The following is a 12,659-nucleotide window of genomic DNA, read 5'->3' on the forward strand; positions in this document are numbered from 1 at the left end:
GGTACTGTGCTGGGCCGTCATCAACCGGCAGGTGCAGACCTACAAGCAGTTTGTAAATGATGTAAATGATCAGATCCCTGTTTACTTGCCGTTCCTCATCCGCTGAGGGGATCCCACATGCATGGTCAAGTCGCGATTTTTGTGGGTTTCTCTTCCGCGGCCCAAAGCGGGCCCATGTCCAGGTAACGCCGGAAAGCCCAGTCCTCCGTGGCCCTCAGCATCACCACCGTGGCCAGATTCACCAGGCTCCCCTCGCCGGGGAAGACCCCAACCACCCTGGTCCGCCGCTTCACCTCACGGATAAGCCGCTCCAGCACATTCGTGCTCTTGATGTGCCGCTGGTGGACCCCGGGAAAGTCCAGGTAGGTCAGGGCCTCCCCCAGACCCTGGGCAAACACCTCCACCGCCCGCTTAAACCGGTCCCGGTAACGCTCAACGAACTCCTGGGCCAGAGATTCCGCCGTGCCCCGCCGCCGCGCCACAAACACCTCCTGGAGCTCCTCGGCCACTACACCCCGCTCCGACTGCGGCACATGAGCTAAAACGTTCCGTATAAAGTATAAAGTGCACCACGCACCGCTGCCAGCTGGCCCCAGGAAGCTCCGCCATCACCGCTTGGCGGATGGAAAGGTGGTCGTCGGAAATGACCAGCCTCACCCCATGAAGCCCCCGCTCCACCAGGCCCTTCAGCAGGTTCCTCCAGGCCTCCTTCCTCTCCCCGCCCGCCGGCTCCACCGTCAGCACTTCCCGGTAGCCTTCTTCGTTCACCCCCACCGCCACCAGAAGGGCCAGGTCCACCACCCGCCCGCCCCAGTTCACCTTGAAGTAGGCCGCGTCCAGGTAGAGGTAGGGGTAGGCCAGCTCCAAAGGCCGGCCCCGCCAGGCGGAGAGCTCCTCCTCCAGGCGCTGGGCTACCCTGGAGACCGCGTCCTTACCGATGCACACCCGGGACACGCCCTCCGTGATGGCCGCTACCTTGCGGGTGGAGACCCCTTGGAGGTACATCTCCAGCACCGCCTCTTCTACCTCTCCGGTCATCCGCTTGTACCGCTCAAAGACCTCGGTCAGGAAAGTCCCCTCCCGGTCCCGGGGTACCCGGAGCTGGGCGATCCTGCCCGCCGGCGTGATGAGGTCCCGGGTGTAGTAGCCGTTCCGCTCCCCGCGGCGGCTTGGGGTGCGCTCACGGTAACCCGCAGCCAGGTGCTCGGTCATCTCTTCTTCCAACACCTGCTCGTTCGCGTAAGCGGTGCGGAGCACTATGACGGCCTTGACCCCTTCCCGGATGCGCCGGCTGATCTCCTCCTTGGTCAACCTCTTGAGCTCCTCTCGGTCCATTCCGCCCTCCATGCTTAACCCACAAAATACGCGACACTACCGCCACAGATCACCGGAGTGCGGCAATGGCTACTCAACTGGATGTGGAAGACATTCGAGGGATCCGATCGGTTGCTGAGGTGGCTGGTCTCTTTGCATCTCTGGGGTACGCTCTGGTGGGGCAACCGTTGGATATAGCAGCGCTGGAGCTACCCGCTGATTTTGACAGACCTCGGGCTGCATATTTCCTGGCGGAATATCGACAGCGGTATTTCCGTCAGGTGGTGCTGCTGCTTGAGTTTGAGGTAAAGCCCAGCCCTACAGGTCGCTTCCCTTCGGGGAAGTGGAATTAATGAAAACAAACAAACTATGGCAGCCAGGGAAACTGGCGAAAGTTAGGTGGGCGCTTTTCCAAAAAGGCGCGTTTGCCCTCAGCAGCTTCTTCGGTCATGTAGAACAGCAACGTCGCATCTCCGGCCAGCTCCTGCAGCCCCACCTGCCCATCGCAGTCGGCGTTGAAGGCGGCTTTGAGGCAGCGGATGGCTAAGGGGCTGTGCTGGAGAATTTCTTGCGCCCAGCGGATCCCTTCAGCTTCTAGCTCTTCCACTGGCACCACGGCATTGACCAGACCCATCTCTAGGGCTTGGGCTGCGGTGTATTGGCGGCAGAGGAACCAAATCTCGCGGGCTTTTTTTTGCCCCACCACTCGCGCCAGGTAGGCGGCCCCAAAGCCCCCATCGAAGCTGCCCACCCTAGGGCCGGTTTGCCCAAAGATGGCATTATCGGCGGCAATGGTCAGGTCGCAGATGAGATGCAAAACATGGCCACCCCCAATGGCGTAGCCTGCCACTAGGGCAATCACCACCTTGGGCAAAGAGCGGATGATGCGCTGCAGATCCAGCACATTGAGACGAGGGATCCCGGCCTCATCCAGGTAACCGGCCTCGCCCCGTACGCTTTGATCCCCGCCGGCGCAGAAGGCATACTTCCCATCGGTATGGGGCCCGGCGCCTGTTAAGAGCACTACTCCAATCCTGGGATCCTCTCGCACATCGGCAAACGCATCAATCAGCTCGGCAATGGTCTTGGGGCGGAAGGCGTTGCGCTTGTGGGGACGGTTGATGGTGATCTTGGCAATGCCATCCGTTTTTTCGTAAAGAATGTCTTCGTAGAGCTTGGCCGTCTGCCACATGGTGTCTGGGTGTATCTATTGGGATGCCGGGCCAGGAGAGTTCCGTTTGGCTGATGGGGGCTCACTATGAGGAGCACCTGGGTACTCTGCACCGCTACCGCGAACGGCCTGAAAAGGCTAGGTAGAACGGTTGGTCGCTTGGATGAGGGCTTCCACCAATCCTTCCAAAGTATACTCCTGGGCTGCGATGTCCACTCGACCAAATGCAGCCTTGCAGGTTGCGGCCGTCTTGGGGCCAATGGCGGCAATCTGCACGGGTGGATCCCAGATCTCAGGGCCTAGCCCTGCCTGCTGGATCAAGTGGGCAAAATGCTGCACCGTCTTGGAGCTGGCAAAGGTGAGGATGTCCACCTGACGGGCCTTCAGAGCCTCCACCACCTGGGGATCCGCTGCTGCTGGACAGGCGGACTGATAGGCGGCCACCTCCACCACCTCTGCTCCTCGCTGCCGCAACCCCTGTACCAGCTCCTCCCGCCCTCCTGACTCAACGCGGGGAAAGAGGATGCGCTGCCCCTGCACTGGCTGCGGCCAAATGGGTAGCAGGGCTTCGGCCACAAACTCGGAGGGCATCAGATCCGGGCGAATGCCGTACTGGGCCAGCACGGAAGCGGTTTTGGATCCCACCACCGCCACTTGCAGGGAGTGGAGTGCTCGGCTATCTCGCCCCTGCCGCTGCAGCCGCTCAAAGAAAGCCTGCACTCCATTGGCAGAGGTCAGCAGCAGCCAGTCGAATTGTTCCAGGTTGGCAATGGCTGTATCCAAGGGATCCCAGCTCGTGGGCGGCTGGATCACCAGGGTCGGCATCTCCAGCACCCGCGCCCCCTGGGCCTGTAGCAGCTCCCGAAAAGCTGGCGATTGCCCCTCAGAACGGGTAACCAGCACCGTCTTGCCTGCCAAAGGAGCCGGTGGCGGCAAGGGTGGGATCCCCGGCAAAAAGTCCTGCCGCAACCGGATCACCTCCCCGACCACCAGCAGACCCGGCAACTTCGCCTGACCCGCCTCCTGCTGCAGCTCCGCCAAGGTGCCTACCCACACCTGTTGCTCTGCTTGCCCCGCCCCCCAGATCAAGGCCACCGGTCGGTCTGCCGGGATCCCAGACTCCACCAGCCGTGCGCCAATGTGCTGTCGCTGCCGGGATCCCATCAAAATCACCAAAGTATCCAACTGGGCCAGGGCGCTCCAGGGCAAGGCCTCTAGATCGTGGGCAGTCAGCACGGCAAAAACGCGGCTTAAGTGCTTATCGGTCAGGGGGATCCCTGCCCAGAGGGGGCCAGCCAGGGCCGACGACAACCCCGGCCAAATCTCAAAGGGACAGCCCGCCTCCCTAAGGGCTTGGATCTCCTCGCGAGCGCGGCCAAAGATCAAGGGATCCCCTGACTTGAGGTGAACCACCTGTTTGCCTTCTCGGCAGCGCTGGATGAGCCAGTGGATGCCCTCCTGGAGGCTTCCTGGCCCAGAGCGTCGCCACACCTGCGCCTGCGGCGGCAACTCTGCCAACAAGCGCTCATCCACCAGCTCGTCGATCCAGATAGCCTCAGCCTGCCGTAGGATCTCCAGTGCTCCCTGCGTCAGGCCCGCCCGCCCGCCCAGCCCTGCCCCCACTAGATACACCTTGCCCATGCCCTACCCCTTGGAATGTCGATCTTGCCCCTTGTAAGAAGGGGATCCCGCTTGCTTTGCAAATATAAATCGAAGACGCCTCCCAACAGCTCCTCTTCCAAGGGGTGGCCAGCCTGAGGAAAAACTGGTCTACTTGCGAGATACTGAAAGCGTGGCCGCCTGAGGATCCCTGCCTATGTCCGGTGTAACTCCAGAGCCTTGGCCGCGGCGGCGTTTTTTGGCCAGTGGAGCTGCTCTGCTAGCAGTAGGAGCGGGCTCCCGCCCCTCTTCGGCCAGATCCCGGCCCTTGCGACTGGTCACCAACTGGTACGCCCAGGCCGAACACGGCGGCTTTTACCAAGCCCTGGCCACCGGCATCTACGCCGACTACGGTCTGCAGGTGGAAATCCGCATGGGGGGAACGGCGGTTAACGTGCTGCAACTGCTAGCCGGGGGAGCGGCAGATTTTGTGCTCGGCGGCAGCCCCGACGCTCTGGCGGCTCTGCAAGCTGGGATCCCTGTTCTCACCGTGGCCGCCTTTTTCCAGAAGGATCCCCAGTGTCTCTTGGCCCATCCAGGGGTGGGCATCGAGCGCCTGGAAGACCTGCGGGGCAAGCCCATCTGGGTGTCACCGGGGGCCAACCTCACCTACTGGCCTTTTTTGCGGGCCAAATTTGGCTTCAGCGACGAGCAGAAGCGCCCCTACAACCTCAGCCTCACGCCCTTCTTGCTGGACAAGTCTTCTGCCCAGCAGGGCTATGTGACCTCCGAGCCCTTCCGCGTGCGCCAGGAGGGGGGCTTTGATCCCGTCGTTTTTCTGCTGGCCGACTACGGCTATTCCCCCTACGCCACCACCCTGGAGACCACCCGCCCCTTTGCCGAACAGCACCCGGAGCAGGTGCGAAAATTTGTAGCTGCCTCCATCCAGGGCTGGCAGAGCTACCTAGAGGATCCCCGCCCCGGCAATCGCCTCATCCGCCAAGACAACCCCAACATGAGCGAGGCCCTCCTGGCCTACGCCCACCAAGCCCTAAAAGACTACGGCCTTCTCACCAGTGGAGATGCCGCCACGCTGGGGATCGGCGCCATGACCCACCAGCGCTGGCAAACCTACTTTCAGGAGATGGTGGCCCTGGGGATCGGCGCAGCGGGTCTGGAGGTTCGCCAAGCCTATACCCTCGACTTCCTCCCCGGCCCCACTGCCTAAGGGATCCCCACTTCCATCGCCGCCAAACTGTGCAAAAGCGGGGATCCCTGCATCCCCAGCTCATGGCGCCGGTGCATTTGGTTTGTCAGCAAGTAGGCCAAAGGTGGGTGGCCGCTCAGCCGTTGGCGGGGGTGGGGCAGATGGTCGTTGCCGAACTGGTGGCGGTACTCCTCCGAGTCGATAAAGGCATTGACCATGGCCTGCAAGCCCTGGTGCACCAAAATGTCGTGGTAGGCGGCCACCTCCTCCTTGCTGGCCGGGGCCCGTCCCAAAAAGTGCTTGAAGCCCTGCTCTACACAGCGGGTGTTGCAGCCGGCACTGAAAAAGAGTTGCCGGTAGAGCCGGGACCCCCCAATCTGGCGAACCAAGCGCTTAATCCCGATCCGCCCCCGCAAGAAGTCCTGCTCGATTTTCTCCAGTTCTCCCGCTTTCTCGTGCTGGTAGGGCTGGCGTTCCAAAAGCTGTTGGTAGGCAGCCCGCAACAGGTTTTGCAACGTTTGCGGATCCTGCCGGCGCTGGCGCGATTCCATAACCCTAGCTCCCAATCGACGAAGCCAACAAAAACAGAAAAGATCGATTTACAGACAAAATGGGGGACTACTTTAAAGAAATTATGAAGGGAATAGCAAATGGCTCGATACGCTTTTACGGCAAACTTCAGCACATCCTTCTGTAACAAAATTGCCAATAAAAGACCGTGAAGGTTCTACTTAAGATTTACCTTGCCGACAGAACGACCGGGGGAGATCTGCGATAAATATTTACGAAAGGATTGTCATTTTCTCCAATTTACGTGATTTCACTTTGTAACTTTCTAGCCGATAAAAAAAATTCCGTGTTTATTCGTAGTTAAGTATTATGACACTTCCATCCAGAATAACCTGCTCCAGATCCAGAATATAAGTTAAGTAAAGAATGCAGCCTCTCCCAGGGTCACAGGTGCAGGGCTCATCATTTGAAGTGCTCTGGTGAAGTGCTCTGGTTTGATTGACTGGGGACTCAGGTGTTGCTGTAGACCTGCAAGGGGGCTGCAGGGGAAGGGATCAATCAATTTTTGTGATTGGTTTGCGTTGCTTATGCAGTAGATCCTGCCTGCCGGGGTTTTTGTCTGCCCTTAATGTGGATCCCGTCTATGGTTAAACAAATCCGGCTAGAGCCTTTATCTCGCGTCTCGGAGGTCGATACCTACAGCAATCTGCTGTCGGCCATTTTGTCGGAGGAGCTGCAGGTTTCGCGGGAATGTAACGGTCGCGGCCTCTGCGCCACCTGTCATGTTTACGTCAAAGAGGGAATGGAAAGCCTCACTCCCATCACCCCCCGCGAGGCCAAGACTCTGGAGACCATTACCAGCGCCCGCAGCAATTCCCGGCTGGCCTGTCAGGCGCGGGTGGTTTCCGATGGCGTGGTGGTGGAGCTGCCGCCGGGGATGTACGTGAACTCGCTGAGGGATATCGAAGTGCTCATCGGTCGGCGGGCCGAACAAGACCTGCTGCACCCACGGACGGGGAAGGTTTTGGTGGAGCAGGGCAAGATCATCACTCGCTCTACTGTTAAGCAGCTAGAAAATGAGGACTTCCGCATCATTGGCAATACGCTGGCCCAAACTCGGGAAGTTTGATGGATTGTCGATATTCAGGGATCCCTTGGGCTCAGCGGGCATTGTCTTATAGACAATCAACCAAGGATTGAACAATGTTGGATCCCTCAGATAGCTGACCAAGTTTATCGAATGCTTAGCCATTCATTTTGTTGACTCATTGGCATTGTCTGGCCCAGTTGATCCCTACAAATCCCACCAAATCCTGTTGCTTTGCAATCTAGAATTATCCATTTTTTATCAGGAGAGCACCATGGTCACCACTCCATCTCGACCGGATCCCCGTCCTGCAGTCACCCTGCCTGTGGGCCGCGACAAGCATGCCCACTACAGTTACCGCGATTTCTTCCGCTTCAACCGAGATCAGGGCACGATCATCGACTGGAACAACACGCAAAATCTCCTGCTCAGCGAAGACTTTATTGTGGGTTTGCAAACAGGCCTGGAACGGGAAGTGGGGGATGCTTCGGCGGCGGTGATGTACACCATTGGCAGAGATTGGGGCATCCGCGATGCCAAGCACTTCTCCGAGTGGTACGAGCGGGAGTATGGGATTGGCGTAAAACAGTCCAACCTTTTGTTTTTGCTGGAGACTTGGTGGTGGCCTTTTACGGCTCAGGGCTGGGGCAAGTGGGAGGTGGAAACCGAATCCAAACAAAAAGGCTTCCTGTTTATCAACTTGTTTGACTCGATGGTGGCTCGCACCCTTGGGGATGTGGGCAAGCCGGTTTGTCATCTCTATGCCGGGCTATTTGCCGGGTTTTTCACCGCTATGACTTCCCGCGAGCTGGCCTGCATCGAGATCCAGTGCTACGCCATGGGGGAAACCTACTGCAAGTTCCTGTTGGGCGGGCAAGAACGCATTGATGCCGCCAATTTTTGGATCACCGAAGGGGCCAGCGCCCGCGAGATCGAGCAGCGTTTGCACCAGTTGTGAGGCTTGCTTGTGGCTTTTGAAGGCTCTCTGGGATCCCTCGACACTTTGGAGAAACGCCCATGGTCACCTTCAACTTAGACACCGATCTGGACTTAACCCAGCCGCTGGCGGTCTTTTTGCAGGGGTTGAACTGGGATAATCGACCCCCAGCCAAGGCTTCCTCCGCTCAAGAACTGCCGCCGCAGTCCCCCGTGCTCTTTGCCCAGTCGGTGGGCCAGTTTTTTGCCGGCTTCAATTGGTCGGGCATCCGCCCATGGGTGGAGCCGGTGCCGGAATTGCCAGCGGAGGATCCCTTTACTCTTGAGGATTTTGCCGCTTTGTTTGGCGGAGCTTTGCTCTAGCTCTGGTTTGTTCAGGGATCTCGGTTTTGTTTTGCCCTCTGTTTTTAAGGAGACTTCACCCATGGATGACCTTCACTCTTGGCCGGAGCGCATTGCCGATCGAGAAGGGGGTTACCTAACACCCGACGATCTGCAAGACCTGATTCGTTACTCGCTCTCTTTTGAAGAACGGCTGGAGCTCTACCAAGTCTTACAACAGCAAGAGCTGACCTGGATCCAAAAGGTTTTGCAACAGCAGGGGCCAACCCCCGTCGCGACAGCGTTGCCCAGCAGCAATCCCGCCAGAGAGGGGGCAGAACCTTCTCTAACCCCGGCTCAGCGCCTCTTGGCTCGTCAATTGGCCTTTTGTTTGCGCTCCCTGGGCCTGAGTCTGTTGCTGGGGGATCCCACCCCTGTGCAGCAGGTAACTCTTGGTGCGATGGAACAGTACCTAGGGTTGCCGCAAGCGCTCGCTCAGCTACGGGCAGTGGTTCAGGGATCCCTGCCAGCGGATCAGCAGGGTTTGCTTGCCCCCTACTGGCAAGAGCTACAAGCTGTCTGCGCCACTTCTCAGGCCCAGTTCCCTTCCCCCTCTTCTTCTAGGTCTGAGGCCGAGGTTGACCTGCCCACAGTTCCGCCGGAGAGGGCTCTCACCTTGGCGGAAATGTTTGTGTGAAGCCCACTGAAGGAGGCTCTATCTATGAATTCAAGGGTTGCCGAGCTGATGCAACAAAGCGAAGGCCGCTATCTGCGCCCGGACGAGTTGAAAACTCTACACGCCTACGTGGAAGGGATCCCGAAGCGGGTCCGCCTTTACCAGGTTCTGCAGGCCAAAGAACAAGAGCTGCTGGATCGGGTGATGGAGAAGTTTCAGCCGATGATGCCGAATTTAATCCGCCAGCATGGTCACCTGGCCTGGGAGCGCTGCCGCCGGGATCTGAGCATGGTGTGGCGCTACTGCTGCATGGCCATGCTGCTCAACGACGAAGACTACCTGAGGGATAAATTGCTCTACTGGCTGGAGACGATCCTGAAATCGTTCAAGATGCGCGACCAATGCCAGCCTGCCTACAAGTTAATGCTCGACTCCCTGACCTACATCTTTGGGGCAGAAGAGAGCGAGATGATCCGTCCTTATCTGCTTTTGGCCAAATCCATGCTGGTTAACTAGGTCCATTCGCCCTCAATGGATTCCCTAGTTTTGCCAATCCACCGGACATTCATCCCTTCACTCCAAAAGGCCAAGTTCCAGCCGCCCTCAAATCCGTCCATCCCCCTGTGAGATAGCCATGACTACCCTGCAAGAGATTCTGCAAGACCAGATCTTGCCTGGGCACTGCTTTAGCCCTGCCTACTACATCCGCCCTGACATCCACACCGGACTGCTCTACAGCCGCGGAGGATACCGCTTGGCGGCCTTTCCCATGCCCCTGCTGGAGGCTCTCTACTCCGGCCTGCGCTATGAAACTGGCCAAGCCACCCGCGTCATTCTCTACAACTGTGGCCGCGATTGGGGAGAGGCATTTTTCCGCCGTGTTGAAGACGAGCTTTCCGGCTACTACCAGCAGCCGCTGCAGGAATTGCCGATGGGGATCTTCCTGGATGCCCTCAGCGACCTCTGGGCCACCCACGGTTGGGGACGCCTGGAGCTGGACTTTTCCGCTGCTGACCACGGCTTGGTTCAAGCCGGGATCCGCCATTCCGGGTTTGCCCTTGCCGCTCGCGCCAGCTTCAACCCGGAGGAACCTTCTGCACGGCGAGAGCCTGCCGGATATTTGGAGGCGGGAATGCTGGCCAGCCTCTTCTCCTTGCTTTCGGGGCGGGATCTCATCTGCGTGCAGACCACCTGCGAATCCCTGGGGGCCGATCTCAACCGCTTCCTCATCGGCACGGCTCAGCGGCTGCACCACTGCGAGGAATGGGTGCGCAAGGGCCTCTCCCACGACGAGATTTTGGATCGGCTCACGGCCAGTCCCTAGGGCCAGAGCTGTTTTCAGAAGCTCGCTAGGGCAGGTAGGGCTGAAAATCTTGGGTGACCGTCAGAGTCAAGTTGGCATTGGCGTCGATCACCGCCACTTCCGGCGCCGTTACATTGCCGATGACAGCCCCTGCCGCCGCTCCACCCAGCACTTTCTCCGTCGAGATCACGCGGTCGCCGAAGAGGCCCCCCAAAATCGCTCCTGCGGCTGCCCCGATCAAGGCATCCTGCACAATCGCTTCCCCGGAAGTGTGGCGGGGATCCTTACGCAGCGGGATAACCTGGCTCTGGGCATAGAGGGGGTAGGATTGGCCGTTGAAAATCAGGGCCCGCGAGACAAACTGGGTGCCGCCGCTCACCGGCTGAAATTGGCCTTCCAAAACGGCCCCCGCCGGGACGACCGTGTTGCCGTAGATGTCCCGCAGAGGAGTATCCAGGCTAAGGCTGACGGCACGGGTTTCCCCAGGGGCAATCAAGAGGGTTTCTGGAGAGCGATGCACCGCCTGGATCAGATCCCCGGAGCGCAATAGCAACGTGGTTTGCAGTTGAAAGGGCTGGCCAGGTTGCAGGGGTTGAGGGCCAGGGGGAAGGGGGCGAGGATTCACAGGACGCCATCCCTCACCGGCAGGCGGTGGTGGCAAGGGCCCCATTTGGGCCAAAACTGGGGCGGCCATCTGCGCTGAGAGCAATCCGCCAAGCAGAGGAGCCAACAGGCGGCTGGCTGGGTTGGTCATGGTCTTACCCCCATTCATCATTCCTACGCTAGCTGCAAACCGGCCAAAGTCGGGAACAAAAGCTTTCCTGGCCTCACTATCGTGATCAAAGCCAACTGAATGGGAGATGGGCTACCTTGGGTGAGCAGATTCGGCTGCTCTTCGCTCCAGATGGAAGTACGGCAAAGCGCCAGGGTTGCCCACTCTGGGATCCCTGCTGTCCATGTTAGATTAGGCTCTAGGTTTCTTCCCCTGCGTGGGGCCGAAGTCTTGCAGCATCCCAACCCTCTTCTTGTAGCTATGAAGCGCAGCACATCCATGCCGGGCCAGCCCTCTCCCGGGTCAGAAGCTTCCGCCCAACCTGCTCAATCCTCTTTCCAGCCTTTTGCCATCTCCACTTGGAAGTCTCTTCTCTCGTCAGTGCTGCTGGTGCTGCTGGGCATTGGGCTGGGAGCGGCTCTGGTGGGGGGCAAGGGGGTATCTGCCCAGACGACGGCAACCCCGCCCCAACTGAACCTGAATTTCATCGCCGATGTGGCGCAAAAGGTGGGGCCGGCGGTGGTTCGCATTGATTCGGAGCGGACGGTGCGCGCCCCTGCGCCTTTTCCGGAGGAGTTTTTCAGCGATCCCTTTTTCCGGGATTTCTTTGGCCAAGCGATCCCTTCCATCCCTCGGCAGCGGCGACAGCAGGGAACCGGCTCTGGGTTCATCATCAGCCCAGACGGCCAGATCATCACCAATGCCCATGTGGTCGAGGGATCCGACAAGGTAACGGTGACGCTCAAGGATACCCGCAGCTTTGATGGGCAGGTAATCGGTTCGGATCCGGTTACGGACATCGCCGTGGTGAAGATCAACGCCCAGAACCTGCCGACCGTGAAGCTGGGGCGCTCGGAAACCCTGGAGCCGGGCCAGTGGGCCATTGCCATCGGCAACCCCCTGGGTTTGGATAACACCGTTACGGCTGGGATCATCAGCGCTTTGGGCCGTTCCAGCGGGGAGATTCGGGTGCCTGACAAGCGGGTATCTTTTATCCAAACGGATGCGGCCATTAACCCCGGCAACTCCGGCGGCCCGCTGCTCAACGCTCAAGGGGAGGTGATCGGGGTGAACACCGCCATCATCCAGGGAGCGCAAGGGTTGGGCTTCGCCATCCCCATTGAGACGGCCCAGCGGGTGGCCAATCAGTTGATCACTCGCGGCAAGGTGGATCACCCCTACCTGGGCATCCGCATGCTCACGCTGACTCCAGAGCTGAAGGAGCGCCTCAACCAGGATCCCAATAGCCGCATTTTGATAACGGTGGATCAGGGTGTACTGATTGGCGAAGTCATCCAGGGATCCCCAGCGGAACGGGCAGGGCTGCGGTCTGGGGATGTCATTCTCTCCATCAATGGTCGTGCCGTAACCACAGCCGATCAGGTGCAACAGGAGGTGGAGCGCACCGAGGTGGGCAGCACCCTGGAGCTGGAGATCGAGCGAGCCGGGCGACGACAGAAGATCCGGGCGGTAACGGGCTCTTTCCCGGTTCCGAGCGGAGGCTGATTGGGCATGGTTGACCGCCCCTCAAGTATCAACCAGACCCCAGCGACACAGCAGGGTTGTTGTCAATGGGGGTAAACCTCTCAACCTAGGTTGCGAACTCCCCTTTTCCCCTGGGAGAGGGGCTGGGGCGGTGCTGATCGCGCCAGCGGGACGGAGTCCTTTCGCGCTACTCGGACGGAGTCCTTACACTTGGGCTGTTTCAAACCAACTTGCAGTGACCGTACTGGCGATCTCTACGGTTGGTTCTTGCAGTTACG

General features: G+C 59.3%; 15 protein-coding genes. 9 read left to right on the forward strand and 6 right to left on the reverse strand.

The window, feature by feature from the left end; genetic code table 11:
• Window positions 1-125: 125 nt before the first annotated feature.
• Both NW829_RS09525 and NW829_RS09530 read right to left on the reverse strand, forming a co-directional pair.
• A complete protein-coding gene (locus tag NW829_RS09525) occupies window positions 126-509 on the reverse strand; it encodes a transposase (protein ID WP_414344069.1) in 384 nt (127 codons plus the stop codon).
• Window positions 433-1,347, reverse strand: coding sequence for an IS256 family transposase (locus NW829_RS09530; protein ID WP_414416964.1), 915 nt, complete (start codon window positions 1,345-1,347; stop codon window positions 433-435). The genes NW829_RS09525 and NW829_RS09530 overlap by 77 nt, the downstream gene beginning before the upstream one ends.
• 53 nt (window positions 1,348-1,400) lie before the next feature.
• Here NW829_RS09530 and NW829_RS09535 point away from each other — a divergent pair, with 53 nt between their 5' ends.
• The gene (locus NW829_RS09535) at window positions 1,401-1,667 is read left to right on the forward strand and encodes a hypothetical protein (protein WP_414331890.1); all 267 of its coding nucleotides are present in this window, start codon (window positions 1,401-1,403) and stop codon (window positions 1,665-1,667) included.
• A 14-nt stretch (window positions 1,668-1,681) separates the two neighbouring features.
• On the opposite strand, the gene menB is transcribed toward NW829_RS09535, so the two are convergent.
• The gene (gene menB / locus NW829_RS09540; protein ID WP_011432215.1) at window positions 1,682-2,506 is read right to left on the reverse strand and encodes a 1,4-dihydroxy-2-naphthoyl-CoA synthase; all 825 of its coding nucleotides are present in this window, start codon (window positions 2,504-2,506) and stop codon (window positions 1,682-1,684) included.
• 117 nt (window positions 2,507-2,623) lie between these two features.
• Window positions 2,624-4,126 carry a uroporphyrinogen-III C-methyltransferase gene (cobA, locus tag NW829_RS09545; RefSeq protein WP_414416965.1) on the reverse strand — a complete coding sequence of 501 codons (1,503 nt, stop codon included), beginning with the start codon at window positions 4,124-4,126 and terminating at the stop codon, window positions 2,624-2,626.
• Window positions 4,127-4,301: 175 nt separating this feature from the next.
• On the opposite strand from cobA, the gene NW829_RS09550 reads away from it, so the two are divergent.
• Window positions 4,302-5,312, forward strand: coding sequence for an ABC transporter substrate-binding protein (locus NW829_RS09550; RefSeq protein ID WP_414416966.1), 1,011 nt, complete (start codon window positions 4,302-4,304; stop codon window positions 5,310-5,312).
• Here the strand turns inward: NW829_RS09550 and NW829_RS09555 are convergent.
• Complete coding sequence (locus tag NW829_RS09555; protein ID WP_414344058.1) at window positions 5,309-5,842, reverse strand: phycobilisome rod-core linker polypeptide; 534 nt, start codon at window positions 5,840-5,842, stop codon at window positions 5,309-5,311. The genes NW829_RS09550 and NW829_RS09555 overlap by 4 nt on opposite strands.
• Window positions 5,843-6,444: 602 nt before the next feature.
• Here NW829_RS09555 and NW829_RS09560 point away from each other — a divergent pair.
• The 6 genes from NW829_RS09560 (at window position 6,445) to NW829_RS09585 (ending at window position 10,145) form a co-directional block, all read left to right on the forward strand.
• Window positions 6,445-6,930 carry a 2Fe-2S iron-sulfur cluster-binding protein gene (locus tag NW829_RS09560; RefSeq protein WP_414331883.1) on the forward strand — a complete coding sequence of 162 codons (486 nt, stop codon included), beginning with the start codon at window positions 6,445-6,447 and terminating at the stop codon, window positions 6,928-6,930.
• Between the two features lie 232 nt (window positions 6,931-7,162).
• Complete coding sequence (locus tag NW829_RS09565) at window positions 7,163-7,846, forward strand: V4R domain-containing protein (RefSeq protein WP_414389955.1); 684 nt, start codon at window positions 7,163-7,165, stop codon at window positions 7,844-7,846.
• Window positions 7,847-7,905: 59 nt separating this feature from the next.
• A complete protein-coding gene (locus tag NW829_RS09570) occupies window positions 7,906-8,187 on the forward strand; it encodes a hypothetical protein (RefSeq protein ID WP_414416967.1) in 282 nt (93 codons plus the stop codon).
• 61 nt (window positions 8,188-8,248) lie between these two features.
• Window positions 8,249-8,842: a hypothetical protein gene (locus NW829_RS09575; protein ID WP_414406981.1), complete on the forward strand. Its 594-nt coding sequence runs from the start codon at window positions 8,249-8,251 to the stop codon at window positions 8,840-8,842.
• A 24-nt stretch (window positions 8,843-8,866) separates the two neighbouring features.
• Window positions 8,867-9,337 (forward strand): phycobilisome protein, encoded by a 471-nt coding sequence (locus NW829_RS09580; RefSeq protein WP_414344046.1) that lies wholly within the window; start codon window positions 8,867-8,869, stop codon window positions 9,335-9,337.
• Between the two features lie 118 nt (window positions 9,338-9,455).
• Window positions 9,456-10,145 (forward strand): V4R domain-containing protein, encoded by a 690-nt coding sequence (locus NW829_RS09585; protein WP_414381204.1) that lies wholly within the window; start codon window positions 9,456-9,458, stop codon window positions 10,143-10,145.
• Between the two features lie 25 nt (window positions 10,146-10,170).
• Here the strand turns inward: NW829_RS09585 and NW829_RS09590 are convergent, their stop codons facing one another.
• Window positions 10,171-10,878, reverse strand: coding sequence for a hypothetical protein (locus NW829_RS09590; RefSeq protein ID WP_414407806.1), 708 nt, complete (start codon window positions 10,876-10,878; stop codon window positions 10,171-10,173).
• A gap of 279 nt (window positions 10,879-11,157) precedes the next feature.
• Here NW829_RS09590 and NW829_RS09595 point away from each other — a divergent pair, with 279 nt between their 5' ends.
• Window positions 11,158-12,402, forward strand: a complete 1,245-nt coding sequence (locus NW829_RS09595; protein WP_414416968.1) for an HhoA/HhoB/HtrA family serine endopeptidase — start codon at window positions 11,158-11,160, stop codon at window positions 12,400-12,402.
• Window positions 12,403-12,659: the final 257 nt, after the last annotated feature.

It is taken from the genome of Synechococcus sp. R55.8, from assembly GCF_047461895.1.
Taxonomy (GTDB): Bacteria; Cyanobacteriota; Cyanobacteriia; order Thermostichales; family Thermostichaceae; genus Thermostichus.